Source organism: Burkholderia sp. AU45388, assembly GCF_030481585.1.
In the GTDB taxonomy this organism is placed as follows: domain Bacteria; phylum Pseudomonadota; class Gammaproteobacteria; order Burkholderiales; family Burkholderiaceae; genus Burkholderia; species Burkholderia sola.
Map to the genome: position 1 here is coordinate 49,871 of NZ_JAUJPV010000016.1, position 26,974 is coordinate 76,844.

Consider the following 26,974-nt stretch of genomic DNA (forward strand, 5'->3'; position numbering starts at 1 on the left):
GCAATGTCACCCTCGCTTCGACAGCAGGCTCGCCCTTTCTTCGGCATCGTGCTTTCCACGCTGTGCATGAACGCCCTGGCCCAGACACCGGCGGCCGCGTCGCCGGCGTCCGGGCCGGGGGCAAACCGGTACGTGATTTCGTATATCTGCGGCGATGCGCGGATCGACGGCACCGCGCCGCTTCCGCCTGACGGGCGCCCGTACAACCTGGGCGTGTCGTTCCTGTCGGGGAGCACCGGACAGCCGCTCTCCAACGTGCAGGTGCGCCTGCGCCGGCATGGGCGCGTGCTCGTCGAATTCAATGCACCGGGGTCGCGCTGCCTGTTCAGCGTGCCGGATGCGAGCTACCGCGTCGAAGGGACCTATCAGGGCGCAACCCAGTTCGCGATCGTCGAGACGGGCACGCTCACGACGCAGTTGCGATGGTGAGCGTCGCGCCGATCGCGTCATTCGTCCAACGTATCGAATCAAGGAGTCTTGCATGTCCCGTGCAGAACGACCGGACGACTCGCCCGCCCGTGAGCCGAAACCCTCGTGGGGTCCGGGAAAGAATGCGGCGCTCAGCGTCGCCGCATTTGCCGCGATCTTCGGCGCCTTCGCGTATGTCGAGCGAGACACGAGGGTCGGCCATGCGAGCGTGACGCACGATGTCGCCGGCGTGATCGAAAACGCCGTCGGCAAGTACCGCGAGTTCATCGTGGCGGCGACGGGCGGCGCGTCCGGCAAGGCAGCGCCCGCGGGCTCGACGGCGCCAGCCGGCTCGATAGAGGCCGTCGCGCAGGCCGGGCCGGTTCCGCCGTCTGCCTCGGCGACGCCGGCCATGTCGGCCGCAGCCGCACCGCCCGCACCGCCGCCAACGACGAGGGCCCGTGCCGACGTGAAACCCGCACCGCCCGCGCACGTGCCGGCGACGACGCTCGCCGCCGAGCCGCATGCCGCCTCGACCGTCAGACGCACGGCGCGCCCGGGCGACGCGCACCGGACGTCACGTTCGCAGGCGCTGGCGCGGACGAGAAAACGCCCCGCCCCCTTGCCGAAACAGCAACCGCAGTCGTATCTCGCCGGCACGTCGCACATGGAAAACGCCCGCGTCACGCACGACGATCTGGAAGGCGCCCGCGCGCTGGCCAAGGCACGCTGGTGCGCACAGATCGACGAATGGATCTGTGTGGAGCAAAACGCGAGTCGCGCGCTCGCCATCGACCCGACGAACAGCGAATCGCGCGCGCTGCTTGGACAGGCGATCCGCAATCGCCTGTGAGCCGGTCGAATGCCGCCGGGCCTCGCCGCCCGGCGGGACGACGGCCGGTGACGCGCGCCGTCGGGCGTGCAACGGATGTGAACGTTTCACAGTGAGGAGACATCGTGGCTAACAATCGTCAACAACAATGCACCACCGTCGTTCCGCCGACCCGGCGGCTCCTCCTGCATGCGCCGCTGCTGTGCCTGCTCGTCGCGTCCGGCCCATGCCTTGCCGCCGAAGGCGACGCGAAGCCGCAGGTCGCCCTGGGTTCGGGTACGCAGCCTCCTCAAGCGCCGACGCCGATCGCGCGGGCCTCGGATGCGTCGATGCGGATAGCCCATGGAGCCGCTCCGGCGATGCCGACCACGGTCGTGGTGGACCCCGATGCGCCGCAGCCGAGCGCACCATCATCGGATGCACCCATGCTGCTTGCGCAGGCATTCGTCGACACCGCGCCGCCGGATGCGCCGGCGCCACGTGCGCGCACGTCGGATGCCCCACAGCAACTCGCCCAAGCCGCGCCCCCCGCCTCGCCGGATACGCGCACTACGCCGACGCTCATCGCGCAGGCATCCGGCACGCCGATGCCGAATTCGCCCGCGCCCGTGACCCAGCCATCCGGCGCCGAGCCGCCATCGTCCCGGCAACCGAATTCGCAGTCGCCGGGCGCGCAGCTCCCCGGCGAGCCGATCCAGCGATCGCAAGGACCCGACGTCGAGGCGCCGAATGCGCAGGCGCCGAATCTGCGCACCGCCGACGTCGCGACGGTGCGCAACGACGTGTTCGGTCTTGCCGCGAGCGGCGGCGCGGTCAAGGCGCTCGAAGAAGCGAAGGCCCGGCCCGATGCGTTCTCCCCCGTCGACATCGCGCAACTGGAAGAACTGTCGATTCGCCAGCAAGTGCGCGGCGGACGCGACAAGTCGCGTTCGATGACGAGTTCGGACCGCTTCGACGGCATCGACAATGCCCTGCGCGAGGCGAACGACCTCGACAAACGGATCCCGCCCACGCCCGAGTACACCCCGGTCCGCACCGCACTCGCGGGCGACCGGGTCGTCGCCCTTGCGGCGCGCGGCGACATGAAGCAGGCCGTCGCGACGTTCGAGACGATTCCGTCCAACGCGGAGATCTCGATCGACGCGCTCGCGGCCGTCGGCGATGCGTACCTGTACCTGAGCGAACCGGCCAAGGCGAACGCCGTCTACGCGCGGGCGCTGCAGCAAGCCACCGCGTCGCCGACCGATCGCGCGACCCGCGGCTTCCAGTACGGCGCCCGCACGCAGCCGATCGAGCTGCGCGAAGGGCTGTTCTGGTCGTACGTCGACCAGGCGCGCGCGCCGGAAGCGAAGCAGGTGCTCGACGACATGGAGAAATCGCTGCCGCCGGTCAAGCAGGTGACCAACGTCGGCCCGGGAGAAAGCGACTATCTGCGCTACTACCGGCTGCGCGCGCAGTACCTGATCTTCACGGGACACGTCGATCAGGGAATCGCCGCGCTCGAAGCGCTCGAGCAACAGGTGCCCTTCAACGCGGAAATCCGCGCCGCGCATGCCGACGCCGTGTCGGGCCAGTCGCATCCGCGCCAGGCGATCTCGATGTATCGCGCGTCGCTGACCGATCATCCGGACAGCGTCGAAATGCTCGCGGGCCTCGGCCGCGCATCGCTCGTGGCGGACGACTACGCGAGCGCGAAGACCGTCGACCAGACGCTCGGCGACACGTTCCCGGACAGCGGCGCCGTGCGCGGCTTCAAGCGCGACTACAAGGCTTACCGCAGCCCGGTGTTCACGACCGACCTGAGCTTCGAGCACGGCAACAGCGCGCTGGCCGACAACAGCTTCACGTCGGACAGCTATGTGTATTCGCAACCGTTCGGCGACAACTGGCGCGTGTTCTCGCACACGTTCTACGGCTTCGCGCAGACCGACGGCGGGAACCTCAGCCGCACGCGCACGGGCATCGGCGGCGACTACCGGCACGGGCCGCTCACGGTGCTGGGCGAAGTCACGCGCTCGCTGGGCTCGGACGGCCGAACCGGCGGCCGCGGGACGATCGCATACGCGCTGAACGACTACTGGACCGTCAGCGCGGGGCTCGACACCAACGACAACTCGCTGCCGTGGAAGGCTTATGCCACGCACATCTGGGGCCGCTCCGCGAACGTCGAGGTCGTGTATCGCCAGAACGACCGGCGCGAAGTCAGGCTGAGCTACGGCGTGAGCCGCTACAGCGATTCGAACTTCCACCAGGAGATCTCGGCGACCGCCACCCAGCGCGTATACACGGCCGCGAACCAGCTCGTCAACGTCTCGCTGAATCTGGGCACGGACAGCAACACGCGTCAGGACGCGCCCTACTTCAGCCCCGGTCGCGACTACGCGGCCGCCGCGACCGTCATGCATCAGCTGACGCTGTGGAAGAAGGGCGACATGGGGCTGCGACAGCGCGTGTCGGTGTCGGGCGGCGTGTACAACGAGCGCGGCTTCGGCACCAGCCCGCTGTGGAGCGCGCGCCTCGAGCACGCGTGGACGTTCAAGCACGACATCACGCTGAGTTACGGCGTCGAGGTCAGCAGTCACGCATACGACGGCCAGCGCGAGCGCTCCGAAACCGGCTTCCTGTCGCTCAACCTGCCGTTTTAGCAAGGAGCTCTGAATGCAATCCAGACGGACCTTCATATGCGGATGCCTCGGCACGTTCGCCGCCTGTTCGCTGTTCCCGAGCGTGACCGGCGCCAAGATGATCGACTTGCTGCCGCCGTCCGATCCGGCCGACGGCAAGACGTTTCGCGTGATCTGCATGCACGACGTGCGCGACAACCTGATGGCGTCGTTTTCGTCGCCGTCGGCCATCATCGATCCGTTCGCGGTCGACACCGGCACGCTCACCGCGATCTTCTCGTGGCTGCAGACCAACAATTACCACACCATCACGGTCAAGCAGATCGAGGAATCGCGGCGCGGCGGCAAGCCCCTGCCGCCGCGCTCGGTGCTGCTCACGTTCGACGACGGCTTCCGCAGCCACTACACGAAGGTGCTGCCGTTGCTGGAGCGTTTCAAGTATCCGGCCGTGATGGGCCTCGTCACCGCGTGGATCGACACGCCGCCGGATACACCGATCCGCATCAGCGACAAGGTTCAGGTGCCGCGCGACTACTTCCTGTCGTGGGACGAGGTGAAGAAGCTCGGGCAGTCGGAATTCGTCGAGCTCGGCTGCCACACCCACAACCTCCATCACGGCGCGGTCGCGAATCCGCAAGGCAACGAGCTGCCGGCGACCACGTCGCATCTCTACCTGCAAGACCAGAAACGCTATGAGACCGACGCGGAATTCCATGCACGCGTGCACGACGACCTGCAGACGTGCGTCCGGCAGATTCGCGAACGCACCGGCATCGTCGCGCGCTCGATGGTGTGGCCGTACGGCGCGGAAAACCAGCCCGTGCGCCAGATCTCGACGTCGCTCGGCATGGACGTCCAGTTCAGCCTCGACGCCGGCCCGAATACGCCTGACGTGCCGCTCGACCGGCTGAGACGGATCCTGATGATGTACGACGTCGACATCGGCGGGTTCGAGCGCTCGATGCGCGAGCCGGCGTCGAACCGCGGCGACGTCGACGTGCCCGAGCGCACCGTGCAGGTCGACCTCGACCAGGTCTACGATCCCGATCCCGCGCGGCAGGAAACGAATCTCGGCAAGCTGATCGAGCGCATCTACCGGATGCAGCCGAAATCGGTGTACCTGCAAGCGTATGCGGACCCGAAGGGCACGGGCGTGGCCGAAGCGGTGTATTTCCCGAACCGGCACCTGCCGATGCGTTCCGACCTGTTCTCGCGCGCCGCATGGCAACTCAATACGCGCGCCAACGTGCAGGTGTACGCATGGATGCCGGTGCTCGCGTTCCGGCCGCCGGCCGACAAGCAGCGCGGCCTCGAGGCCGTCACCGCATACGGCGGTGCGCCGGCCCGCGAGAACGGCACGCGCGTGTTCCGGCTGAGCCCGTTCGATCCCGATGCGCGACTGATGATCCAGCAGATCTACGAGGATCTCAGCAAGCACGCGTCGTTCAGCGGCATCCTGTTCAGCGACGATGCGGTGCTCGACGACTACGAGGACGCGAGCCGGCATGCGCTGCGCGTGTATTCGCAATGGGGGCTGCCGGCCGACGTCAGCAAGATCCGCGAGAACCCCGATCTGATGAAGCGCTGGACGCGCCAGAAGACGCGCTACCTGATCGACCTGACCCGGCAGCTCGAACAGATCGTGCTGGCCCATCAGAACGTCGGCGACGTGCTGACCGCGCGCAACATCTTCGCGATGCCGGTGCTCAAGCCCGAATCGGAAGCGTGGTATGCGCAGAACTACGACGATTTCCTCGCCGCCTACGACTACGTCGCGCTGATGGCGATGCCGTACATGGAACAGGCGAAGGACCCGGAAGGCTGGCTCGACCAGCTCGTGAAGGCGGTACGCACGAAGCAGCGCGGGCTGCAGCGCACCGTGTTCGAACTGCAGTCGTACGACTGGCACGGGCGGAAGGCGGTGCCCGCCAGCACGCTGCTCGCGCAGATGCGGAGGCTGCGCGGCGAGGGGGCCGTGAATTTCGGCTACTACCCCGACAACTTCCTGAACGGCCAGCCGGAGCTCGACGCGATGCGGGACGTGATGTCGCTGAAGTCGCGCCTCGACCCCACCTCGATCAACGCGCTGATGCAGATGCAGCACACGCAGGGAACCAAGACGCCATGACCTCCCACAGCCTCATCCAGCGCCTGCAGGATTTCGTCTTCTACTATCCGTTCTTCATGTCGTATCTGTGGATGATCGGTGGCGTCGTGCACTACTTCCTGCTCGAGGAAGGCCGCGAGCTGTCGACGCGCACGATCGCGTCGAGCGGCATCCCGAAGGTCTCGATCGTCGTGCCCTGCTTCAACGAAGCCGCGAACGCGCGCAGCGTGATCACCCATCTGAACGGGATGCAGTATCCGAACTACGACATCATCGCGGTCAACGACGGCAGCAAGGATCGCACGGGCGAGATCCTCAACGCGCTGGCCGTCGAGATCCCGCGGCTGCTCGTGATCCATCACGCGCGCAACGAAGGCAAGGCGGTCGGGCTCACGACCGCGGCGGCCGTGTCGAACGCGGAGTACCTGCTGTGCATCGACGGCGACGCGCTGCTCGCGCACGACGCGATCGGCTGGATGCTCGAGCACTTCCTGACCGACCCGGGCGTCGGCGCGGTGACCGGCAACCCGCGCATCCGCACGCGCACGTCGCTGCTCGGCCGCATGCAGGTGGGCGAATTCTCGTCGATCGTCGGGCTGATCAAGCGCACGCAGCAGGTGTACGGCCGCATCTTCACGGTGTCGGGCGTGATCACGATGTTCCGCAAGACCGCGCTCGCCGACGTCGGCTACTGGAGCTCCGACATGCTGACCGAGGACATCGACATCAGCTGGAAGCTGCAATGCCGCGACTGGCGCATCGTGTACGAGCCGCACGCGCTCAGCTGGATCCTGATGCCCGAGACGATCAAGGGGCTCTACCGGCAGCGGCTGCGCTGGTCGAAGGGCGGCATCCAGGTGCTGCTCAAGTATGCGGGCACGCTGATGCGGCCGACGCAGATGATGATGTGGCCGCTGTTCGCCGAGTACCTGATCGGCATCGCATGGGCGTACTCGATGACGTTCATCCTGCTGCTCGCGCTGATCGACGTCGTCTACCCGCTTCCGCCGAACTGGCATGTGTCCGTGGTGCCGCACTGGCACGGGATGCTGCTGGTCGCGACCTGCATCCTGCAGCTGATCATCGGCAGCATGATCGATCGTCGTTACGACGAAAAACTCCTGATGTACTTCCTTGACACCATCTGGTACCCCGTCGCGTTCTGGCTGATCAGCATGATCACCACCGTCGTCGCCCTGCCCGCCGTCGTACTGCGGGGCCGCGGCAAGCGCGCCGTTTGGGTCAGTCCCGACCGAGGCATTCAACATGAAGAACGCGCCGATTATTGATCTCTCCCTGCGTGCACCGCGCGACATGATCGCCGAACGCGGCAGCATCGTCGGGCCCGTGCTCGTCGCGTGGTTCCGCCTCGTGCGGCCCGCGCTGGTCGGGGGCGTATGGGCATCGATCTGCATTTATACGTACCGCTACCTGTTGCCGTTCAACGAGGCCGAGATGCCGATCGAACAGATCGTGTTCTACGTGACGAGCATCGCGCTGATCGCCGGCACGATCGTCATGTGGCTGATCGCGGGGCGCGTCGTGCATCCCTTCGCCTATCGGTTACGCGTATCGAAGATGCTGCGGCGCTCGGCCAGCGTGAAGGTGCGCTCGGTGCCGCCGACCGCGTTCGCGAGCGCGCGCCGGCGCGGCGCGCGGCGCACGACGCGCATTCTCGTCGCGTCGCACGATGCGAACGGGTCGATCTCGGGCATCGAGTGGATCGCACACGCGGAGCCGCAACCCCGCGAATAGCTCGCCGAAGACGTGTCGCGCCGGGCGCGACACCTGCCGCGCGACGCGGCACCGCTTCTGACAATGTGCTGGCGCGCGTCGCGCGCCTGCCGGCAACTTCCTGGAGACGAGGTGAATCATGTGCGGAATCGTCGGAGCAAGCGGCCTGAACAATCAGGTGCCGCAACTGGTCAATGCGCTGAGCCGGCTCGAATATCGCGGCTACGATTCGTGCGGCATCGCCGTGCAGGGCGACGGCCGCCTGCGCAGCGAACGTACGCTGCGACGCGTGACGGACCTGCAGGATCGCGTGCTGACGCTCGGCCTCGAAGCGCGAACCTGCATCGCACATACGCGCTGGGCGACGCACGGCGCGCCGTCTGAAATGAACGCGCACCCGATCATGTCGGGCGACACGATCGCCGTCGTGCACAACGGGATCATCGAGAACCACGACACGCTGCGTGCCGAACTGAAGCAACGCGGCTATACGTTTCGCGGACAGACCGACACCGAGGTCATCGCGCATCTGATCCACAGCCTCTATCGCGACGACTTGTTCGACGCGGTGGTGCGCGCCGTCAAACGGCTGCACGGCGCATACGCGATCGCGGTGCTCGGCGCGCGCGAGCCGCAGCGCCTCGTCGCCGCGCGCGCCGGCTCGCCGCTCGTGATCGGCATCGGCGCCGAGCAGAACTACCTCGCGTCCGATTGCGCGGCGCTCGGCGACCTGACCGACCGCTTCGTGTACCTGGAGGACGGCGACGTCGCGCTGATCACGCCGGATCGCATCGCCGTGGTCGACGCAGGCGGGCAGGAAGCGCGGCGCCCGTTGTGCGAGGTGAAGGCGCGCGCGGACGACGCCGCGCTCGGCCCGTACCAGCACTTCATGCAGAAGGAAATCTTCGAGCAGCCGAAGGCGATCGACAGCACGCTCGACGGCATCGACGCGATCTCGCCGGCGCTGTTCGATGCGACGGACGGCACGCGCGCGCTGCTGTCGCGGGTCAGAAGCGTGCTGCTGCTCGGCTGCGGCACCAGCTACTACGCGGGGCTGACCGCGAAGTACTGGCTCGAGAGCATCGCGGGCGTGCCGGCCCAGGTCGAAATCGCCAGCGAATACCGCTACCGCGACACGGTGGCCGATCCGCGCACGCTCGTCGTCGGCATCTCGCAGTCGGGCGAAACGGCCGACACCATCGGCGCGATCGAGCAGGCGCGCGCGATGGGCCAGGAATTGTCGATGGCGATCTGCAACGTCGCGACCAGCACGATCGCGCGCAACGCGCCGCTGCGGTTCCTGACGCGAGCCGGAGCCGAACTCGGCGTCGCGTCCACCAAGGCGTTCACGACGCAGCTCGTCGCGCTGTTCGTGCTGACACTGACGCTCGCGCAACTGCGCGGCCGGCTCGATGCCGTGCAAGTCGCGACGCACCTGAAGCAATTGCGCGCGCTGCCGGACCGCATCGGCCATGCGCTCGCGCTGGAAACGCAGATCATGGGCTGGGCCGCGAAATTCGCGCGCACCGAGAACGCGCTGTTCCTCGGCCGCGGCATCCATTTCCCGATCGCGCTGGAAGGCGCGCTGAAGCTCAAGGAAGTGTCGTACATCCACGCGGAAGGCTATGCGGCCGGCGAGCTGAAGCACGGGCCGCTCGCGCTCGTCACGAGCGCGATGCCGGTCGTCACGATCGCGCCGGATGACCGCCTGTTCCAGAAGCTGAAGTCCAACATGGCCGAGGTGCGTGCGCGCGGCGGCCGGCTCTACGTGCTGGCCGGCAATCAGCTCGAAATCGACGCCGACCGCGACACGCACCTGATCCGCGTGCGCGAATCGGGCGACCTGCTGTCGCCGATCGTCAACGTGATCCCGCTGCAACTGCTCGCGTATCACGTCGGCTGCGCGCGCGGCGCCGATGTCGACAAGCCGCGCAACCTCGCGAAATCGGTGACCGTCGAATGATCCGGCGAACGCGCCCGGTACGGGCGCTCACGCGGCTGGCCGCGGCCGTGCTCTGCGGCGCGGGCGGCATCGGCGCGGCGTCGCCAGGCTTAGCCGGCGCGCCGGCCGTGCATACGGTCACCGTGTCGAGCGCCCCGTCGCCGCGAGACAGCGGCGACCCGCGGCGCTTCATGCACGGCATCGGCGTGGCCGACGCCGGCGACGGCAAACGCTGGGTGTTCTTCAGCAGCTCGGGCATCGTGCCGCGCGGTGCGTTGCGCAGCGGCAACTGGCCGCACAACGTGTACGTCGGCGAATGGCGGCCCGGCGAGCCGCGCCTGCTGCACGTGCGCACGTTCATCAGCCGCCCCGAGGCGCAGGAACCCGTGTCGATCGCGCAGAACGCGCGCGGCGATATCTTCGTCACGTTCGAGGACGGCTGGAACGCGCCGCAGGAAGTCAGCCAGCGCTACGGCGTCTACCGACGCGACCTGAAGCCGATCAAGCCCTACCCGAACGACGTCGAATCGGGCGGCCATTCGGGGCACGTCGCGACGGTCGCCGACCGCTTCGTCGTGTTCTATTCGGCCGACTGGGTCAACGGCGGCGGGGTCGACAACCTCGGCAGCGGCAACGGCGTGTACCTGAAAACCTACGACGCGGCCGGGCGCGTGCTGAACCACGTCGCGGTCGCGCCGCACCGCCGCGAGTGGTGGCCCGTGATCGCGGGCTCGCCGCGCAACGCGCTGCTGGTATGGCAGAAGTTCATCGAAGGCAGCACGGACGCAATGCTCGAATATGCGATGTTCGACCCGGTCACCGCGAAGCTGCAAACGTTCGGATCGCTGAACGGCGCGATCCAGTACTACGTGTATTCGGCCGCCTATGTGCCGGAGATCGACCGTTTCATCGTCGTCACGACGACGGCGGACGATCGCGGCGTCGCGACGCTGATCGCACCGGACGGCCGCCGCACGGCGACGCTCGATTGCCTGCCCGCATCGGTGCGCGAATCGGACATCGGCGTGTCCGGCACGCACGCGTACGTGCCGACCCGCGACGGGCGGCTGCTGACGCTCGCACTCGCGCCGGCGGACATCGCGGTGAGTGGCGTACAGCGCTCGCCGATTCCGTGGGGCTCGACCGGCATCGCCGGTTTTCCGGCACGCGGCACGGCGATGCATTTCGTGTCGCTGACGCCGTCGGGGATGCGCGAAGCCGATGTCGAACCGAAGCAGGACACGCCGATGCCGAGGAACGACGTGTCGTGCTCGAATCATTGACGGTGGGCCGATAACGCAAGGGCGTCGTGAACGCGGGCGGGCCGCGTGTCGCCGGCGTGCGCTTCGTCTTCCGCGGCCCGAACTGCGCTGCGCCCCCCTTCGCCAACCCGGTAGTCGGACGCGCCGTCGCGGGCCTGCCGACCACGACCGCCGTGCCTTTCCTCTGCCGAATTCGCCAGCGCCGCCCGTACCGGATAGACTGTCGCCCGATTCCTTCCATCGGCCGCGGCGTCCCACCTCCTGCCGCCGCCGGAACGCCCCTTCCCGGAGAACGAATGCTGAAGCGCCAGTGGTTTTCGCTCGTGCTGCTGACGGTTTGCCTGCTCGGGCAACGCGCGTCGGCCCAGTCCACGCTCGAACTCGACACCGACGGCACGGCCCGCGCCCTCACCCGCCAGACGCTGCTCGCGCGCGCCGATGCGACCGACATCCACGTGCCGCGCGACATCGCATACGGCCGGCCGATGACGTTCCGCGCGGTGCCGTTCGCCGCGCTGCTCGGCGACACGCCGCTGCCGGCCGACGGCGTGCTCGAAACGCGCGCGGCCGACGGGTTCGCCGCGCAACTGCCGCTCGATCTCGTGCGCCGCCGCGCGCCGGCCGGCGCGACCCCGTGGCTCGCGATCGAGGACCCGGCTCATCCGTGGCCGAAGCTGCCCGGCAAGCAGGTCGGCGCGGGGCCGTTCTATCTCGTCTGGCTTGGGCCGGACGCGTCGTCGGTGCGCGGCGAGCAGTGGCCGTACCAGATCGTGCGCATCACGATCGAATCGTCGCCGCTCGCGCGCTGGCCGTCGCTCGCGGTCGACGCCGCATTGCCGGCGACCGATCCGGCCCGCGCGGGCCAGCGGCTGTTCGTCACGCAATGCCTCGCGTGTCATCGCATCGACGGCGCCGGCAGCAGCCGCGCCGGCCCCGACCTGAACACGCCGATGAACCCGGTCGACTACTTCCAGCCCGCCGCGCTGCGCCGCTACATCCGCAACCCGGCGTCGGTGCGCGACTGGCCGGGCCGCAGCATGCCGGCGTTTCCGCCCGATCAGCTGAGCGACCGCGAACTCGACCAGATCGTCACGTATCTCGCGTATATGGCGCGGCGCAAGGCGGCAAAGTAACGCGCGTGGCCGCCGCCCGGCCGCACGCGTCGCGCTTACGCTTCCCGCGCGCTCTGCAGCACCGCGCGCAACAGCACGTCGGCGCCGGCCGTCGCCCATTCCGGCGTAATCGCTTCGGCCTCGTTGTGGCTCAGCCCGTCGACGCACGGCACGAAGATCATCCCGGTCGGCGCGACACGCGCGACATAGCACGCGTCGTGGCCCGCGCCGGACACGATGTCCATGTGCGACAGCCCGAGCGAGCGCGCCGCATCACGCACCGTGTCGATGCAGCGCGGCGCGAACGGCACCGGCGCATACGTGAAGATCTGCTCGATCCGCGCGCCGAGGCCGGCTTCGTCGGCCACACGTGCGAGTTCCGCGCGCAGCGCCGCGTCCAGTTCGTCGAGTACCGCATCGTCGGGGTGACGGAATTCGACCGTGAAGAAGCAGCCGCCCGGCACCGTGTTGCGCGAATTCGGCCGGGCCTCGATCATACCGACCGTTGCGCGCGCATCCGGTGCGTAACGGCGGCCGAGCAGTTCGATGAACGAGATCATCCGCGCCGCGCCGACCAGCGCGTCGCGCCGGAACGCCATCGGCGTCGTACCGGCGTGCGCGTCGACACCGGTAAGCGTCACCTCGTACCAGCGCTGCCCCTGCCCGGCCGTCACGACGCCGATCGTCTTGCCGGCCCGCTCGAGAATCGCGCCCTGCTCGATATGCAGTTCGTATGCCGCGTGCACCGGATAGCCGCCGACCGGCTCCGCGCCCGCGTAGCCGATCCGTTCGAGTTCCTCGCCGATCGTCCGGCCCCCGCCGTCGGTGCGCGACAGCCCGTATTCGAGCGTATAGACGCCCGAGAACACGCCGGCCGACACCATCGCCGGCGCGAAGCGCGAGCCTTCCTCGTTGGTCCAGATCACGACGTCGATGGGGCGTTCGGTCTCGACGCCCGCGTCGTTCAGCGCGCGCACGACCTCGAGCCCGCCGAGCACGCCGTAGATGCCGTCGTAGCGGCCGCCGGTCGGCTGCGAATCGGCGTGCGAGCCCGTCATCACCGGCGCGGCGTCGGGGCGGCGGCCCGCGCGGCGCGCGAACACGTTGCCCATCCGGTCGACGCGCACCGTGCAGCCGGCGTCGCGCGCCCACTGCACGAACAGGTCGCGCGACTCGCGGTCGAGATCGGTCAGCGCGAGACGGCAGACGCCGCCCTTCGGCGTCGCGCCGATCTGCGCCATCCGTTCGAGCGACGCCCACAGGCGCTCGCCGTCGACGCGCGGCATGCTCGCCATATCGGTATCGTCACGCATCGCCGTTCTCCTGCGCGTGTTGCAGCGCATAGCGGAAATCGCAGCGCTTGCCGCCCTGCATGATCGTGCTCGTGCGCGTGAGCGCGATGTCCGGCGCATAGCCCTGGATGAAATAGCTATCGCGCGCGCAGCTCAGCAGATGCCCGATCTCGCCGAGCCCCATCGCGTGATACATCTCCGCATAACTGCAGCGATGCACGTCGTAGTCGTAGTGCGCGTCGTCCGCGCGCCGCACCTCGACGTCGAGCGCATCGTCCTTCTCCCACAGCACCTGCAGCGCGACGAACGACTTCACGCTCGTGCCGTCCGGCTCCTGCGCGGCGAACGTGCGGCCCGCGTCGACGGCCGCGCCGCGCACGGCTTCCGCGATCACGGCCTGTGCGCGCTCGGCGCCGAATTCGCGCTTCATGATCTCGTAGATCGGCTTGATGATTTCCGCTTCGATGCGGCGCCGCGCGAGGATCCCGAGGCGCGTGTCCTCGGGTGCGGCGGCGGATGTCGGGTTCGCTTCTGTCATGGGAATCGTCTCGGTCGTTGTGTCGTTGTGTCGTCGTGTCGTCACTGGGCCGCGGTGCGCGAGCCGCCGAGCACGTCGACGACGGCCCACTTGCCGCCGCGCACCCGGTAGATCGTGAAGGCCGGGTCCTTCAGGTTGCCTTCGGCGTCGAACGCGATGCGCCCGGTCACGCCGGGCCGCTCGATGGCACGAACGGCCGCGACCAGCTTCGCCGGCTGGGTCGTGCCGGCCTTCTGCGCGGCCGCGATCAGCGTGGCGGCCGCGTCGTACGCGAACGGCGCATGCAGCTCGATCGGCGCGTGAAAGCGTGCCTGGTATTGCGTGTCGAACGCCTTGCCGCCCGGCATCCGGTCGAGCGGCAGGCCCGGTTCGAGCGCCGTCACGCCGTCGCCGTCCTTGCCCGCGAGCGACAGGAAAGTCTGGCTCACGAAGCCGCCCGCGCCGAGCAGCGGCGCGTTCACGCCGAGCTGACGCATCCGGCGCGCGATCGGCGCGGCCTGCGCGTCGAGGCCGCCGAAGAACACGAGATCCGCGCGCTTGCCCTTGATCGCGGTCAGCACGCCGCTGAAGTCGGTCGTCTTGTCGTTCACGTACTGACGATCGACGATCGCGCCGCCGTTCGCCTGCACGCCCTTGATGAACTGGTCGGCCAGCCCCGCGCCGAACGACGTGCGATCGTCGATCACCGCGATGCGCTTCGCCTTCAGCGTCTTCACCGCGTACGCACCGGTGAAGTGGCCACCGGCATCGTCGTGCCCCATGATGCGGAACGCTGTCGCGTAGCCCTGCTGCGTGTATTGATGGCCGGTGGACGCCGGCGCGATCTGCGGGATGCCCGCATCGCGGTACACGCGCGACGCCGGCACGCTGCAGCCCGTGTTCCAGTGACCGACGACGCTGATCACGTGCTGGTCGACGAGTTGCTGTGCGACCGCGACGGCCGTGCGCGGGTCGGACTGGTCGTCGGCCGCGACGAGCTTGTAAACGACCGGCTTGCCGCCGATGGTGGGATGTTTCGCGTTCGCGTCGTCGATCGCGAGTTGCGCGCCGTTCTGCAGATCCTTGCCGATCCGCGCGGACGGGCCGGTGAGCGGCGCGGCGAGACCGATCAGGACGGTCTGGGGCGCGGACTGCGCGGACGCGGGAGCGGCGACGACCAAGGCGGCCGTCGAGAAGGCGAAGCTGGCGGAGAGGAAAGCGATTTTCATGTGCTGGGATCGGTCGGCTGGAACTTAAACATGAAAAATATTAAATATTCGACATCCAAACCCCAAATACCCAATTGTTGGATGCTTATGCCGTTCCCGCCACATTAACGTATCACCCTGTAAATAATGGATATTTTTGTGTTGTCGCTCGCCATGACTTTTCGATAAAATTCTATACATGAAAAATATCGAACAATTGCCGTACGATCCCCCACTGCGCGCGGTGCGTGCGTTCGAAGCGTTCGCGCGTCTCGGCTCGGTCACCGCGGCGGCAGGCGAACTCGACATCACGCCGTCGGCGGTCAGCCATCAGCTGCAACTGCTCGAGGCGTTCATCCAGACGCCGCTGACGGTACGCGAAGGCCGGCTGCTCGCGCTCACCGACGAAGGCCGCGACTACTACCGGTCGATCAGCGCGGCGTTCTCGGTGCTGCGCAGCGCGACGCGCTTCGTGCGCGACCGTTCGTCGCTGCGCCAGATCACCGTCAGCCTGATTCCGCTGCTCGGCATCGGCTGGTTCATCCCGCGGCTGCATGCGTTCCTCGCCGACAACACGGATGTCGACGTCACGGTGCTGTACGCGCACCACCGCAACTACCGAAGCGACGCGTCGGACCTGTCGATCCGCTTCGGCACCGGCGACTGGCCCGGCTATCGCTGCGAGCGGCTGCTGCCGGGTGCGATGGTGCCGATGTGCAGCCCGTCGTTCCTGAAGCGTCACGGGCCGTTCCGCACGCCGGCCGATCTCTCTCGCGCGCCACTCGTGCACGACGAGGATCGCAGCACGTGGGTCAACTGGCTGCAGGGCGCCGGCGTGCGGCACGTGTCGCACGCGGTAGGGCCGATGTTCGAAGATGGCCAGCTCACGCTGAGCGCCGCCCGCGCGGATCTCGGCGCCGCGTTGCTGCGCGCGCCGCTGGTTCAGCGCGAACTGGCGAACGGCGAGCTCGTGCAGTTGTTCGATCACGCGCTCGACGACGGCCGCGATTACTACCTGTGCACGCGCGAGGACGCGGACATGCCGGACGGAGCGCGGCGGCTGGCGGCGTGGTTGCGGAAGATGGCGGGGATTTGAGCGGGGCCCCATGCCGCGTCGTCCTGGCGGGGCCTTGCATGCTTTCAAACTCGCATATATGATATGCATATCATATATCGGAGGTTGCCATGAGCCGGATTCTGGTCGATCTGTCGGATGGCCAACTAGACGCGTTGGCCGTCATCGTCGAGACTCAACACCGTCCCCGCGCCGCCATCATTCGTGACGCGATCGACGCCTACATTGCCCTGAACAAGCACCGGCTTGCCGACGACGTCTTCGGTCTCTGGAAAGATCGCACGATCGATGGGCTCGCCTATCAAGAGGAATTGCGCTCGGAATGGTAAAAGCCCTTTTCGACACCAACATCCTGATCGATTATCTGGGCGGTGTGGAATCCGCTCGTGCGGAGCTAGGCCGCTACGACTATCGCGCAATCAGCATGATCTCGTGGATGGAAGTCCTCGTCGGGGCGCCCGCAAGTGACGAAGCACCCATTCGCGCATGGCTCTCGTCGTTCGATGTCATCGCCCTCGACAGCACAGTTGCGAATCGCGCCGTGACGATTCGCAAAGACCGCCGGATACGCCTGCCTGACGCGATCGTGTGGGCATCGGCGCAAGTGAACGGTCTGCTGCTCGTATCGCGCAACACGAAGGACTTTCCCGCCTCCGAACCCGGCGTTCGCGTGCCATATCAGATCTAAGCCGACGTACGCGAGCGCATACGCCTTCCCAGCACATCTGCCAGCCGGGCTCGTGCCGAGCAGGTGCCGCCCGCATCAACGTCCGCCGCCCTTCCCGCCCCCGCCCCCCGCCAATCAAAGGCCGGAAGCAGATAGAAAATCCCGATACCCCGGATTGAAACAAGCAATTTCACAAGTTCAGGGTGAACCCGGATACTGGCAACACTCCACTCACCCCTGACGAAAAGGAATTGTCCAGATGCCGATCATCAACACCCAAATCAAGCCGTTCAAGGCAACCGCTTACCACAACGGCGAATTCGTGCCCGTCTCGGAAGAGAACTTCAAGGGCAAGTGGTCCGTCGTCGTGTTCTACCCGGCCGACTTCACGTTCGTCTGCCCGACCGAACTGGGCGACCTCGCCGACCGTTACGCGGAATTCCAGAAGCTGGGTGTCGAAATCTACGGCGTGTCGACCGACACGCACTTCACGCACAAGGCATGGCACGACACGTCGGACACGATCGGCAAGATCAAGTACCCGATGATCGGCGACCCGACGCTCACGTTGTCGCGCAACTTCGACGTACTGATCGAGGAAGAAGGGATGGCGCTGCGCGGCACGTTCGTGATCAACCCGGAAGGCGAGATCAAGCTGTGCGAAATCCACGACAACGGCATCGGCCGCGACGCGGGCGAACTGCTGCGCAAGGTCCAGGCCGCGCAATACATCGCCGCTCACCCGGGTGAAGTGTGCCCGGCCAAGTGGACGCCGGGTGCGGAAACGCTGACCCCGTCGCTCGACCTGATCGGCAAGATCTAAGGGTCGCCGCGCGCCTCGCACGGGGCGCGCGACATGCATCACCCCGGGCCGCCTCGCACGGCCCGCGCCCTCCTCCGGCACGACGTGCCCGACCAGAATCATCAATACGGAATCCGAAACGCCATGCTCGACGCCAATCTCAAGAACCAACTCAAAGCGTACCTCGAAAAGATCACGCGCCCGATCGAACTCGTCGCCTCGCTCGACGACAGCGCGAAATCGCAGGAACTGCTGGCGCTGCTGACCGAGATTGCGTCGCTGACGGATCGCGTGACCGTAGCCGAACGCCGCGACGACGCCGAGCGCAAACCGTCGTTCTCGATCGGCGAGCCCGGCAAGCCGGCCGGCATCCGCTTCGCCGGCATCCCGATGGGCCATGAATTCACGTCGCTCGTGCTCGCGCTGCTGCAGACGGGCGGCCATCCGATCAAGCTCGACGACGACGTGATCGAGCAGATTCGCGCGCTCGACGGCGACTACGCGTTCGAAACGTATTTCTCGCTGTCGTGCCAGAACTGCCCGGAAGTCGTGCAGGCACTGAACGTGATGTCGCTGATCAACCCGCGCATCCGCCACGTCGCGATCGACGGCGCGCTGTTCCAGAACGAAGTCGAGTCGCGCCAGATCATGGCCGTGCCGACGATGTTCCTCAACGGTGCATCGTTCGGCCAGGGCCGCAGCAGCGTAAAGGAAATCCTCGCGAAGCTCGACACGGGTGCGAGCGAACGCGCGGCGAAGTCGCTCGAGAACAAGCCGGTGTTCGACACGCTGATCGTCGGCGGCGGCCCGGCAGGCGCGGCCGCGGCGATCTACTCGGCACGCAAGGGCATCGCGACGGGTGTCGTCGCCGAGCGTTTCGGCGGCCAGGTGCTGGACACGATGGCGATCGAGAACTTCGTATCGGTGCAGGAAACCGAAGGGCCGAAGTTCGCGACCGCACTCGAACAGCACGTGAAGCAGTACGACGTCGACATCATGGACGTGCAGCGCGCCGACGCGCTGATTCCGGGCGACGTGCACGAGATCCGCCTCGCGAACGGCGCGGTGCTGAAAGCGAAGACGATCGTCCTCGCGACCGGCGCACGCTGGCGCGAAATCAACGTGCCGGGCGAGCGCGAATACCGCAACCGCGGGGTCGCGTACTGCCCGCACTGCGACGGGCCGCTGTTCAAGGGCAAGCGCGTCGCGGTGGTCGGCGGCGGCAACTCGGGTGTCGAGGCCGCGATCGACCTCGCCGGCATCGTGAAGGCAGTCACGCTGATCGAATTCGGCACGCAACTGCGCGCGGACGAAGTGCTGCAGCGCAAGCTGCGCAGCCTGCCGAACGTGACGATCGTCACGCAGGCGCAGACGACCGAGCTGACCGGCGACGGCAGCAAGCTGAACGGGCTCGTATACAAGGATCTGCGTTCGGGCGACACGCAGCGCATCGATCTCGAAGGCGTGTTCGTGCAGATCGGCCTCGTGCCGAACACCGAATGGCTGAAAGGCACGGTCGAACTGTCGAAGCATGGCGAGATCGTCGTCGATGCGCGCGGCGCGACGTCGGTGCCGGGCGTGTTCGCCGCCGGCGACGTGACGACGGTGCCGTTCAAGCAGATCGTGATCGCGGTCGGCGAAGGCGCGAAGGCGTCGCTCGGTGCGTTCGACCACCTGATCCGGCAGGACGTGGCGCCGGTGGCAACCGCTCAACCGCAGGCCGAAGAAGCGGTCGCCGCCTGACGGACGTCAGCCCGACGACATCGAAGTTTGTCTCTCTTGGCCCCGCATGCTTTGGTCGGCGTGCGGGGCGTTTTTTATGCCGGCGGCGTTCGCGATTACTTGGTCGCGGTCGAGCCGCCGTCCGCTGGCGCAGGCGCCGTCGATTTGAAACTGCTCGACTGCCTGACCAGTTGCTCGGTCATCGCGGCCGCCACGGGATTCGCGCCGGACGACGAACCGCCCTGCCGGTACGAACCCGTGCTCGCCGGCATCGACGACACCGTCGACATCGACGGCGGCGGCAACGCCGGATCGAGCTTCGCCGACTCCCTGACGAGCGCGGCCGTCTCCGGCGTTTCGGATTTCGTCGCGGCCGGCGACGCGGCGGCGGCGTGGCGTTCGAGGCCGTCGCGCTTGCGCGGCGCGCGTTGCGTGACCTGTGCGGCGGGAGCCGACTGAGCGGGTGTCGCGGCCGGGGCCGGGACCGATGGGGTCGAATCCTGTGCATCCACCGTCACGACATTGACCTTCGGCGGCGGTGCGGCCGGCTTCGTCACCGGTTGCGGCTTGTCGCTGACGACCGGCACGGGTGCGGGCGCGGCGTCGACGCGCGCGATTGCGGCCGGCGCGGGCGTGGGTGCGGTGGGTGCGGGAGGCGGCACGGCGGCCGCCTGTTTCGGCGCTGTCGCGGCAGCCGGCGCCGGCGGCACGATCGCGCCCTGCACCGCGTGATCGTTGCCCGCGGGCGCCGCGGCAACAGGTGCGGCCGAATCGGCGATGCCGGCGTCTTCGATCACACGGTGGTCCGCGCGCAGGAGCATCACGTACGCGGTGCCGGCCGCGGCTACCAGGAGCCCGCCGGCGATCAACATGGTTTTACGGGTACTCGTCATGCTTGCTCACCGACATATCGATGTGAACAGGCCATCATACGCGGCCAATGCGCGTTGATCTCGCACGAATACATTTGGTTGCATTGATGACGGCGTGGGGCCGCCGACGCCGCGCGAGGCCGCGCCGCCTATCGTCAGACGAGAAGAAACCGCTCGCCCTCGCCGGTCAGATGCAGAAAATCGCGACCGCGATCCCGCCGAACAGCAACCACTTGACGATGTAATACACGGTACGATTCCACGCCTTGAGCCGCTTGCCGGCGCGGCGAATCGCATACAGGTACCGGAACGCGCGATTGAGCCCGCCCGTGCGATCGCCCGTTTCGTTCGGCGATGCGGCCGCGCGCATCAGCAGTTGCCCGACCGCATCGTTGACGCGCTGCGCCCAGCGATATTTCATTGGGCGCGCGACGTCGCAGAACAGGATCACGCGATCGTGCGCGGTGCGGTTTTCGGCCCAGTGCAGGTACGTCTCGTCGAACATCACGGCGTCGCCGTCGCGCCACGCATACGATTCGCCGTCGACGACGATCCGGCACGCATCGTCGTTCGGCGTATCGAGCCCCAGGTGATAGCGCAGCGAGCCCGCATACGGATCGCGATGCAGCCCGAGTTGCCCGTCCGGCGGCAACTGCGCGAACATCGCCGCCTTGATCGACGGAATCCGCGACAGGATCTCGACCGAGCGCGGACACAGCGCCTGCGCGGACGGATGCGGCGCGTCGTACCACTTCAGGTAGAACCGCTTCCAGCCGCGGCGAAAAAACGAATTGAAGCCGATGTCGTCGTACTCGCCCGACGCCTTGATCCGGCTCGCGTCGCGCAATGCGAGCGCTTCGCGGCGAAACGTGCGCCATTCGCGTTGCAATACCGCGAGCTCCGGAAAAAGATCGGTGTCGAGAAACGGCGTGGTCGGCACCGACGAGAACGCATACGAAAAGCAGTTCAGCGGTGCGGTAAAGGTCGAGTGGTCGGATAGTTGCCTGAACAACCGGTGCCGAACCTTGCCGCGCCGATGCGTGTAGACGACACACGCAATAAACACGATCAACAGGACCCAGCGCATCGATATTTCCCCCGTAAGCCGTTTGCGAGAATTCTAGGTACGGGAAAAATTTCTTGCTCTGACGGTGAGATCGCGTGGTGTAGGTCTCGCAACGCGACGAGATGGCCGATCGATCCGTGCCAAAACGCCGAAAAGCCCGTATCTACGGGCTTTTCGGGCAATCTGCATGCATGCGCGGCAGGCTACCGACGCACACGCCGGCGGCGATTATTCCGGAAACGGCAAATCAGTTTGTCCGTCCGCGCGCATCCCGAACGTGTTGAGCGTCATCGCGACGAGCGCGTAATAGCCGAGCAGCGCGACGAGATTCACGACGGTCTCGTGCCCGAAGCGCGCCTGCGCACGCGCGAACGTGGCATCGCTCACGCGCTTCGTGTCGTACAACTCCGTCGCGAACGCATGGATCAGCGCGTCGTCGTCCGATTCGAATGCGGGCGCGACCCCAAGGCGGATCGCATCGGCCGTCGCGGCCGGCACGCCGGCATCGAGCGCGATCGGGTGATGGATGTGCCACTCGGCCTGCGAGCGCCAGCGCGCGGCCGTCACGAGAATCGCGAGTTCCGACAGACGCAGCGGCAGCCCGGTGCGATAGCGACAGAACGCACCAAGCTTCTGTGCGTGCTGGGCCAGTTCAGGGCTCGCGATCCAGCCGAGGAACGGCCCGTTCAGGTTGCCGCGCGGGCCGCTGAGAATATCGGCGAGCACGGCCTTCTGTTCGTCGGTGGCCGATGCGGGATCGAAAGGAGGCAGTCTGTCTGTCATGGCGAGGAATCGTTGAAGTCGGGGTTCACGCGCCAGCCGACGCGAGCGCCGCGCCGATCGCGCCCGACAGCCGCTCGACGATCGTGTCGATCTGCTGCGCGGTGCACACGAACGGCGGCGCGATCAGGATGTGATCGCCGTGCACGCCGTCGATCGTGCCACCCATCGGATACACCATCAAGCCGCGCTGCATCGCTTCGCGCTTGACCGCCGCATGCAGCTTCAACGCGGGGTCGAACGTCGCCTTGGTATCGCGATCGCGCACGAGTTCGACGCCGACGAACAGCCCGCGGCCGCGCACGTCGCCGACATGCGGATGCGTGCCGTAATGCTCGCGCAACGACGCTCGCAACTGCTCGCCGCGCGCCTTCACGTTGTCGAGCAGCTTGTCTTCCGCGATCACGCGCTGCACTTCAAGCGCGGCCGCGCATGCGGTCGCGTGGCCGAGGTACGTGTGACCGTGCTGAAAGAAGCCCGAGCCGTCGACGATCGTGCGATAGATGCGGTCGCTCACCAGCGTCGCCCCGATCGGCTGATAGCCGGCGCCGAGCCCTTTCGCGATCGTCAGCAGATCGGGCGCGACGTCGTCTTCATCGCATGCATACAGGTAGCCCGTGCGCCCCATCCCCGACATGATCTCGTCGAGGATCAGCAGCACGCCGTACTTGTCGCACACCGCGCGAATTTTCTTCAGGTACGTGCGCACCGGCGGCACCGCGCCGGCCGTCGCGCCGACCACCGTTTCCGCGACGAACGCCGCGACGTTTTCCGCGCCGAGTTCGACGATCTTCCGTTCGAGCTCGTCGGCCAGACGCTGCGCGTACGCTTCGTCGGTTTCGCCCGCCTGCTGGTCACGGTATGCATAGCACGGGCTCACGTGGTGCGCTTCGATCAGCAGCGGCAGGAACGGCTCGCGCCGCCATGCGTTGCCGCCGATCGCGAGCGCGCCGAGCGTATTGCCGTGATAGCTCTGGCGCCGGGCGATGAAATGACGGCGCTGCGGCTCGCCCTTCTCGACGAAATACTGGCGCGCGAGCTTCAGCGCAGCCTCGATCGCCTCGGAGCCGCCCGACACGAAATACACGTGGTCGAGCCCGGCCGGCGCGCCGTCGACGAGCCGGTCGGCCAGTTTCTCGGCCACCTCGGTCGTGAAGAACGACGTATGCGCGTAAGGCAATTGCTGCGCCTGCCGCTTGATCGCGTCGATCACGCGCTGGTTGCTGTGGCCGAGACACGAGACGGCCGCGCCGCCGCAAGCGTCGATATAGCGTTTACCGGTCGAATCGATGATCTCGATGCCGTCGCCTGCGACGGCAACGGGCAAGGTGGCGCGCGGGGCGCGATGGAAAACGGTCGTCATGCGTTGCCTCAAGGATCAGGACGCGCTGGGCGCGTGCGCGGACGGCACGATGTGCGTCGCGAAGCGCTGCGTGCCGTGTTGATGAACGGTGAAGTCGATCGCGGTGTCATGAATCTCGAACACCGCGGTCGCGAGCGTGTTCTCGTCGTCGGGATCGGCCGGATCGTCGCGATAGATCGGCAGCCCTTCCGGCGCGCGATCGCCGAGCACGCGCAGCAGCGCGGCTGCGTCGATCGTGTCGATGCCGGGCGTCAACGCGTCGACGCGTCGCTGACGGTCGCCCGACGACTGCGTGATGATCTGCGCTTCCGCGTCGCAACCGGCATGCACGAGATGGTTCGCGTGTCCACTGAGATGCGCGACGTCGATAACCGAACAGCGCGCGACGCTCGCCTCGATGCTGAGCACTCGCGCATCGCCGGTCGCAGCGATCGTGTGATGAAAGCCGCTCGCGCGCGCATGCGAACGCAGCACGTCGGCCGCCGCATCGAGCGACGTCGCATCGAGCACCGCGCGCGCCAGGATCATCCGCGGCACGCCAACCGCCGGCGTGCGAATCCGCAGGTTGTTGATCGCCTGCGCGATGCCCGCGCGGTTCGCGGCGAACGTATGCCCGGGCAGCGAGCCCGGGTAATAGAAGCTGATGAAGCCGGGCTTCCCCTGCGGCTGCACGTCGACGAGCAGGCAGCGTTCGCGCAGATACGGATCGCCGTCCTCGTTGTGCGCGATCCAGCGCGTGCCGTTCGCCTCGCGCGCGGCGAGCGTCGTGCAGCCGTCCGGCGCGTTGTGGATCAGTTCGCCGCGGCAATTCCACAGGAAGATATCTTCGGCCGGCCAGCCGATACCCGCCGCGATCCCGTCCAGTTCCGCGACGAGATCGGGGTACGCGGCGAGCGCGGCCTGCCGCAATACGTCGACGAACGGATGGCCGCGCCAGCGGCGCACGGCCTGCCATGCGCTGCTCTGCTGCATGTACGCGTCGAACACCGGGCGGGCAAGCTCGCCGAGGCGCACGCCGATGTCGAACGGCGTGCCGGCGATGACGGGGGAAAGGGAAAGCGGCATGTCGGTGGATTCGGTTCCGTTCAGGACACGTGTTTCAGGAATTCCTTCAGACGCGGCGTCGGCGGCCGGTCGATCAGGTCGACCGGATGGCCGTCCTCGGCAATGCCGCCCTGATCCATGAACAGCAGCCGCGTGCCGACCCGCTTCGCGAAACCGATCTCGTGCGTGACGACGATCATCGTCATCCCTTCGGTCGCGAGATCCTGCATCACTTTCAGCACTTCGTGACGCAATTCCGGATCGAGCGCCGACGTCGGCTCGTCGAACAGCATCAGCCGCGGCCGGATCGCAAGCGCACGCGCGATCGCGACACGCTGCTGCTGGCCGCCCGACAGCTCCGACGGATAATGATTCGCGCGCGATTCGAGGCCAACCTTGTCGAGCAGCGCCATCGCCTGGTCGCGCGCGTCGGCGCGCGACGCGCCGCGCACCTGCATCGGCCCGAACATCACGTTCTCGAGCGCGGTCATTTGCGGGAACAGATTGAACTGCTGGAACACCATGCCGGCTTCGAGCCGGATGTTGCGGATCGTCGTCGCGTTGCCGCGCACGCTCTGGCCGTCGACCAGCAGCTCGCCGCCGGTGATTTTCTCGAGCGCGTTGATACAGCGCAGCATCGTCGATTTGCCCGAGCCCGACGGCCCGACCACGACGACCACCTCGCCCGCGTCGATCTTCAGATCGATGTTCTTCAACACCGGCACGTGGCCGAAGCTCTTCGACACGTTCTGGAATTCGATCATGCTCATAAGATTTTCATCCGCTTTTCGACGATCCGAAGCGTCAGCGTCATCGCGCCGGTCAGTATCAGGTAGATGACGGCCACCGCGCTCCAGATCTCGACCGCCTGGAAATTGCCCGCGATGATTTCCTGCCCCTTGCGCGTCAGCTCGCCCACGCCGATCACGATGAACAGCGACGTATCCTTCAGGCTCACGATGCATTGGTTGCCGAGCGGCGGAATCAGCCGCCGGAACGCCAGCGGCCCGACGATCTTCAGCAGCACGCGCGGCATCGACAGCCCCATCGCGAGCCCCGCTTCCGTCAGCCCCTTCGGGATCGACAGCAGCGCGCCGCGCACCACTTCCGCGAGATACGCGCCGGAATTCACCGTGATCGCGATGATCGCGGCCGTCAGGCCGTCGATGCGGATATGCGCGAGCAGCGGCAGCGCGAAATACAGGAACATCACCTGCACGACGATCGGCGTGCCGCGAATCAACTCAATATAGATTTGGGCGAGCACGTTCATCACCTTCGGTCCGTATGCGCGGAACATCCCCGCGATCATCCCGACGATGAAACCGCCCACCAGCCCCACCAATGCGATGAACACCGTCAACCGGACCCCGTCCATCAGGTCCGGCAACGCCGCCCAGATCGCCGACCAATCGAAATTCACTTGTCGCTCCCCGTTCGATTCAAGACCGGCGCGGCCGCTCGGCCGCGCCATGGCGCATGGTCACGCTCACATCTTCGGCGGCTCGGCGCCGAACCACTTCTTGTAGATCTGCGCGTAGCGGCCGTCGGCCTTGATCTTCACGAGCGACGCATTGACCTTCGGCACGAGCGGGCTGCCCTTCGGGAAGCCGATCCCGTACTTGTCGCCGCTGACCGGCTGGCCCGCGACCTTCACCTTGCCCTTGCCTTCGTTGTTCACGAAGAACAGCACGTTCGGCGTGTCGTGCATCGCCGCGTCGACGCGGCCGGCTTCGAGCGCGAGGTACGCCTGGTCGATGTTCGGGAACTGGCGGACTTCCTTCGGCTTCAGGTGCGCCTTGATCCAGTCGATCGTCGCGGTGCCCGTCTTCGCGGCGATCACCTTGCCGTTCAGGTCGTCGATCGACTTGATCGACGTATTGCCGGTTTGCACCATCGCGGCGAGGCCGCTGTCGTAGTAGGGCGCGGAGAAGTCGATCGCCTTCTTGCGCTCTTCCTTGATCGTCATCCCGGACAGCGCGACGTCGATGTTCTGCGTCTGCAGCGCCGGGATCAGGCCCGCGAAATCCATCGGCTGGATCGTGTATTTCCAGCCCTGGTCCTTCGCGATCTCGGCCCACAGGTCGAGATCGAAGCCGACGTACTTGTCGCCCTGCTTGAACTCGAACGGCATGAACGACGTATCGGTCCCGACGACGAGCGTCTTGGTGTCCGCGTGGGCGAGGCTGGCGCCGAGCGCGGCGACGACCGCGACGGCTTTCAGGAAGGAACGGCGACTCATGGTTTCTCTCCGCATGATTGAGCGATGTAACCGGCCACCGGGCCGGCGGAACGACGACAGCAAGCCGCACCGCAACATGCGATGTTGAATTAGACCTTAGTGCAACAAGTGTTGTCAATGACGATACTACGACAACAAAAAAGTCCGCAACAAATAAATGCGTCGAGACAAACCCGAGCCGCGCGGCGCGGATAGATCGGAGGAAAGCGGCGGACGGCGGTTGAAATGCACGGTCCGGGGGGGCGGGCGGCGGAGGCAGGCTCCAGGCAGCGGGCTGAAGGGAGGGTTGCAGCAGCGCGTGCG

Annotated in this window: 26 protein-coding genes; 14 read left to right on the forward strand and 12 right to left on the reverse strand. The window is 66.9% G+C overall.

From position 1 onward, the window contains the following. Positions 1–3: 3 nt before the first annotated feature. Together QZM72_RS23385 and QZM72_RS23390 are read left to right on the forward strand one after the other, a co-directional pair. Positions 4–429, forward strand: coding sequence for a hypothetical protein (locus QZM72_RS23385; RefSeq protein WP_301739361.1), 426 nt, complete (start codon positions 4–6; stop codon positions 427–429). 52 nt (positions 430–481) lie between these two features. Continuing rightward, positions 482–1,261: a hypothetical protein gene (locus QZM72_RS23390; RefSeq protein ID WP_301739362.1), complete on the forward strand. Its 780-nt coding sequence runs from the start codon at positions 482–484 to the stop codon at positions 1,259–1,261. Positions 1,262–1,347: 86 nt separating this feature from the next. On the opposite strand, the gene QZM72_RS23395 is transcribed toward QZM72_RS23390, so the two are convergent. Next, complete coding sequence (locus QZM72_RS23395; RefSeq protein ID WP_301739363.1) at positions 1,348–1,584, reverse strand: hypothetical protein; 237 nt, start codon at positions 1,582–1,584, stop codon at positions 1,348–1,350. A gap of 15 nt (positions 1,585–1,599) precedes the next feature. On the opposite strand from QZM72_RS23395, the gene pgaA reads away from it, so the two are divergent. From pgaA to QZM72_RS23430, 7 genes are all read left to right on the forward strand, one after another. Further along, positions 1,600–3,885: a poly-beta-1,6 N-acetyl-D-glucosamine export porin PgaA gene (gene pgaA, locus QZM72_RS23400; RefSeq protein WP_301739364.1), complete on the forward strand. Its 2,286-nt coding sequence runs from the start codon at positions 1,600–1,602 to the stop codon at positions 3,883–3,885. A gap of 13 nt (positions 3,886–3,898) precedes the next feature. After that, the gene (gene pgaB / locus QZM72_RS23405; RefSeq protein ID WP_301739365.1) at positions 3,899–5,992 is read left to right on the forward strand and encodes a poly-beta-1,6-N-acetyl-D-glucosamine N-deacetylase PgaB; all 2,094 of its coding nucleotides are present in this window, start codon (positions 3,899–3,901) and stop codon (positions 5,990–5,992) included. Further along, entirely contained in the window at positions 5,989–7,260 is a 1,272-nt protein-coding gene (pgaC, locus tag QZM72_RS23410) for a poly-beta-1,6-N-acetyl-D-glucosamine synthase (RefSeq protein WP_089469555.1), read from the forward strand. The genes pgaB and pgaC overlap by 4 nt, the downstream gene beginning before the upstream one ends. After that, positions 7,238–7,726: a Biofilm PGA synthesis auxiliary protein PgaD gene (locus tag QZM72_RS23415; RefSeq protein WP_089469554.1), complete on the forward strand. Its 489-nt coding sequence runs from the start codon at positions 7,238–7,240 to the stop codon at positions 7,724–7,726. The genes pgaC and QZM72_RS23415 overlap by 23 nt, the downstream gene beginning before the upstream one ends. Positions 7,727–7,844: 118 nt before the next feature. After that, positions 7,845–9,668, forward strand: a complete 1,824-nt coding sequence (gene glmS, locus QZM72_RS23420; protein WP_301739366.1) for a glutamine--fructose-6-phosphate transaminase (isomerizing) — start codon at positions 7,845–7,847, stop codon at positions 9,666–9,668. Further along, on the forward strand, positions 9,665–10,930 hold the full coding sequence (locus QZM72_RS23425) for a hypothetical protein (protein WP_301739367.1): 1,266 nt from the start codon (positions 9,665–9,667) through the stop codon (positions 10,928–10,930). Before glmS ends, QZM72_RS23425 begins: the two co-directional genes overlap by 4 nt. Before the next feature lie 275 nt (positions 10,931–11,205). Beyond that, a complete protein-coding gene (locus QZM72_RS23430) occupies positions 11,206–12,042 on the forward strand; it encodes a cytochrome c (protein ID WP_301739368.1) in 837 nt (278 codons plus the stop codon). Between the two features lie 35 nt (positions 12,043–12,077). On the opposite strand, the gene QZM72_RS23435 is transcribed toward QZM72_RS23430, so the two are convergent. Genes QZM72_RS23435 through QZM72_RS23445 form a run of 3 tightly spaced genes read right to left on the reverse strand, consistent with a single transcriptional unit; the run spans position 12,078 to position 15,059 of the window. Continuing rightward, positions 12,078–13,334 (reverse strand): Zn-dependent hydrolase, encoded by a 1,257-nt coding sequence (locus QZM72_RS23435; protein WP_301739369.1) that lies wholly within the window; start codon positions 13,332–13,334, stop codon positions 12,078–12,080. Beyond that, positions 13,327–13,851: an L-2-amino-thiazoline-4-carboxylic acid hydrolase gene (locus tag QZM72_RS23440; RefSeq protein ID WP_089469549.1), complete on the reverse strand. Its 525-nt coding sequence runs from the start codon at positions 13,849–13,851 to the stop codon at positions 13,327–13,329. Before QZM72_RS23440 ends, QZM72_RS23435 begins: the two co-directional genes overlap by 8 nt. A gap of 41 nt (positions 13,852–13,892) precedes the next feature. Next, positions 13,893–15,059 carry a branched-chain amino acid ABC transporter substrate-binding protein gene (locus QZM72_RS23445; RefSeq protein WP_301739370.1) on the reverse strand — a complete coding sequence of 389 codons (1,167 nt, stop codon included), beginning with the start codon at positions 15,057–15,059 and terminating at the stop codon, positions 13,893–13,895. 178 nt (positions 15,060–15,237) lie between these two features. On the opposite strand from QZM72_RS23445, the gene QZM72_RS23450 reads away from it, so the two are divergent. The 5 genes from QZM72_RS23450 to ahpF all read left to right on the forward strand — a co-directional run bounded on the left by QZM72_RS23450 (position 15,238) and on the right by ahpF (position 19,325). Continuing rightward, positions 15,238–16,134 (forward strand): LysR substrate-binding domain-containing protein, encoded by an 897-nt coding sequence (locus QZM72_RS23450; RefSeq protein WP_301739371.1) that lies wholly within the window; start codon positions 15,238–15,240, stop codon positions 16,132–16,134. A gap of 89 nt (positions 16,135–16,223) precedes the next feature. Further along, a complete protein-coding gene (locus QZM72_RS23455) occupies positions 16,224–16,442 on the forward strand; it encodes a ribbon-helix-helix protein, CopG family (RefSeq protein ID WP_089469546.1) in 219 nt (72 codons plus the stop codon). Continuing rightward, on the forward strand, positions 16,436–16,801 hold the full coding sequence (locus QZM72_RS23460; protein WP_089469545.1) for a type II toxin-antitoxin system VapC family toxin: 366 nt from the start codon (positions 16,436–16,438) through the stop codon (positions 16,799–16,801). Before QZM72_RS23455 ends, QZM72_RS23460 begins: the two co-directional genes overlap by 7 nt. Positions 16,802–17,039: 238 nt before the next feature. After that, a complete protein-coding gene (gene ahpC, locus QZM72_RS23465) occupies positions 17,040–17,603 on the forward strand; it encodes an alkyl hydroperoxide reductase subunit C (RefSeq protein WP_034179823.1) in 564 nt (187 codons plus the stop codon). Positions 17,604–17,726: 123 nt separating this feature from the next. Continuing rightward, the gene (gene ahpF, locus QZM72_RS23470) at positions 17,727–19,325 is read left to right on the forward strand and encodes an alkyl hydroperoxide reductase subunit F (RefSeq protein WP_089469544.1); all 1,599 of its coding nucleotides are present in this window, start codon (positions 17,727–17,729) and stop codon (positions 19,323–19,325) included. 95 nt (positions 19,326–19,420) lie between these two features. Here ahpF and QZM72_RS23475 read toward each other — a convergent pair whose 3' ends face one another. The 8 genes from QZM72_RS23475 to glnH form a co-directional block, all read right to left on the reverse strand. Beyond that, positions 19,421–20,197, reverse strand: a complete 777-nt coding sequence (locus QZM72_RS23475; protein WP_301739372.1) for an extensin — start codon at positions 20,195–20,197, stop codon at positions 19,421–19,423. Positions 20,198–20,363: 166 nt separating this feature from the next. Next, positions 20,364–21,263 (reverse strand): lipid A hydroxylase LpxO, encoded by a 900-nt coding sequence (lpxO, locus tag QZM72_RS23480; protein WP_301739373.1) that lies wholly within the window; start codon positions 21,261–21,263, stop codon positions 20,364–20,366. 207 nt (positions 21,264–21,470) lie between these two features. After that, positions 21,471–22,025 carry a carboxymuconolactone decarboxylase family protein gene (locus tag QZM72_RS23485; RefSeq protein WP_089469541.1) on the reverse strand — a complete coding sequence of 185 codons (555 nt, stop codon included), beginning with the start codon at positions 22,023–22,025 and terminating at the stop codon, positions 21,471–21,473. Between the two features lie 25 nt (positions 22,026–22,050). Continuing rightward, a complete protein-coding gene (locus tag QZM72_RS23490) occupies positions 22,051–23,385 on the reverse strand; it encodes an aspartate aminotransferase family protein (protein ID WP_301739374.1) in 1,335 nt (444 codons plus the stop codon). Positions 23,386–23,400: 15 nt separating this feature from the next. After that, the gene (locus tag QZM72_RS23495; RefSeq protein WP_301739375.1) at positions 23,401–24,450 is read right to left on the reverse strand and encodes a C45 family peptidase; all 1,050 of its coding nucleotides are present in this window, start codon (positions 24,448–24,450) and stop codon (positions 23,401–23,403) included. 20 nt (positions 24,451–24,470) lie between these two features. Continuing rightward, entirely contained in the window at positions 24,471–25,199 is a 729-nt protein-coding gene (gene glnQ, locus QZM72_RS23500; protein WP_011547980.1) for a glutamine ABC transporter ATP-binding protein GlnQ, read from the reverse strand. Beyond that, positions 25,196–25,903, reverse strand: coding sequence for a glutamine ABC transporter permease GlnP (gene glnP / locus QZM72_RS23505; protein ID WP_179233505.1), 708 nt, complete (start codon positions 25,901–25,903; stop codon positions 25,196–25,198). Before glnP ends, glnQ begins: the two co-directional genes overlap by 4 nt. A gap of 15 nt (positions 25,904–25,918) precedes the next feature. Further along, a complete protein-coding gene (gene glnH, locus QZM72_RS23510; protein ID WP_301739376.1) occupies positions 25,919–26,671 on the reverse strand; it encodes a glutamine ABC transporter substrate-binding protein GlnH in 753 nt (250 codons plus the stop codon). Positions 26,672–26,974 lie beyond the last annotated feature (303 nt).

Bases quoted from the DNA above. Each gene is read 5' to 3' on its own strand.
- QZM72_RS23385 (WP_301739361.1), top strand. From the start codon at position 4: ATGTCACCCTCGCTTCGACAGCAGGCTCGCCCTTTCTTCGGCATCGTG.
- QZM72_RS23390 (WP_301739362.1), top strand. From the start codon at position 482: ATGTCCCGTGCAGAACGACCGGACGACTCGCCCGCCCGTGAGCCGAAA.
- QZM72_RS23395 (WP_301739363.1), bottom strand. From the start codon at position 1,584: ATGGGCTATCCGCATCGACGCATCCGAGGCCCGCGCGATCGGCGTCGG.
- pgaA (WP_301739364.1), top strand. From the start codon at position 1,600: ATGCCGACCACGGTCGTGGTGGACCCCGATGCGCCGCAGCCGAGCGCA.
- pgaB (WP_301739365.1), top strand. From the start codon at position 3,899: ATGCAATCCAGACGGACCTTCATATGCGGATGCCTCGGCACGTTCGCC.
- pgaC (WP_089469555.1), top strand. From the start codon at position 5,989: ATGACCTCCCACAGCCTCATCCAGCGCCTGCAGGATTTCGTCTTCTAC.
- QZM72_RS23415 (WP_089469554.1), top strand. From the start codon at position 7,238: ATGAAGAACGCGCCGATTATTGATCTCTCCCTGCGTGCACCGCGCGAC.
- glmS (WP_301739366.1), top strand. From the start codon at position 7,845: ATGTGCGGAATCGTCGGAGCAAGCGGCCTGAACAATCAGGTGCCGCAA.
- QZM72_RS23425 (WP_301739367.1), top strand. From the start codon at position 9,665: ATGATCCGGCGAACGCGCCCGGTACGGGCGCTCACGCGGCTGGCCGCG.
- QZM72_RS23430 (WP_301739368.1), top strand. From the start codon at position 11,206: ATGCTGAAGCGCCAGTGGTTTTCGCTCGTGCTGCTGACGGTTTGCCTG.
- QZM72_RS23435 (WP_301739369.1), bottom strand. From the start codon at position 13,334: ATGCGTGACGATACCGATATGGCGAGCATGCCGCGCGTCGACGGCGAG.
- QZM72_RS23440 (WP_089469549.1), bottom strand. From the start codon at position 13,851: ATGACAGAAGCGAACCCGACATCCGCCGCCGCACCCGAGGACACGCGC.
- QZM72_RS23445 (WP_301739370.1), bottom strand. From the start codon at position 15,059: ATGAAAATCGCTTTCCTCTCCGCCAGCTTCGCCTTCTCGACGGCCGCC.
- QZM72_RS23450 (WP_301739371.1), top strand. From the start codon at position 15,238: ATGAAAAATATCGAACAATTGCCGTACGATCCCCCACTGCGCGCGGTG.
- QZM72_RS23455 (WP_089469546.1), top strand. From the start codon at position 16,224: ATGAGCCGGATTCTGGTCGATCTGTCGGATGGCCAACTAGACGCGTTG.
- QZM72_RS23460 (WP_089469545.1), top strand. From the start codon at position 16,436: ATGGTAAAAGCCCTTTTCGACACCAACATCCTGATCGATTATCTGGGC.
- ahpC (WP_034179823.1), top strand. From the start codon at position 17,040: ATGCCGATCATCAACACCCAAATCAAGCCGTTCAAGGCAACCGCTTAC.
- ahpF (WP_089469544.1), top strand. From the start codon at position 17,727: ATGCTCGACGCCAATCTCAAGAACCAACTCAAAGCGTACCTCGAAAAG.
- QZM72_RS23475 (WP_301739372.1), bottom strand. From the start codon at position 20,197: ATGACGAGTACCCGTAAAACCATGTTGATCGCCGGCGGGCTCCTGGTA.
- lpxO (WP_301739373.1), bottom strand. From the start codon at position 21,263: ATGCGCTGGGTCCTGTTGATCGTGTTTATTGCGTGTGTCGTCTACACG.
- QZM72_RS23485 (WP_089469541.1), bottom strand. From the start codon at position 22,025: ATGACAGACAGACTGCCTCCTTTCGATCCCGCATCGGCCACCGACGAA.
- QZM72_RS23490 (WP_301739374.1), bottom strand. From the start codon at position 23,385: ATGACGACCGTTTTCCATCGCGCCCCGCGCGCCACCTTGCCCGTTGCC.
- QZM72_RS23495 (WP_301739375.1), bottom strand. From the start codon at position 24,450: ATGCCGCTTTCCCTTTCCCCCGTCATCGCCGGCACGCCGTTCGACATC.
- glnQ (WP_011547980.1), bottom strand. From the start codon at position 25,199: ATGAGCATGATCGAATTCCAGAACGTGTCGAAGAGCTTCGGCCACGTG.
- glnP (WP_179233505.1), bottom strand. From the start codon at position 25,903: ATGGCGCGGCCGAGCGGCCGCGCCGGTCTTGAATCGAACGGGGAGCGA.
- glnH (WP_301739376.1), bottom strand. From the start codon at position 26,671: ATGAGTCGCCGTTCCTTCCTGAAAGCCGTCGCGGTCGTCGCCGCGCTC.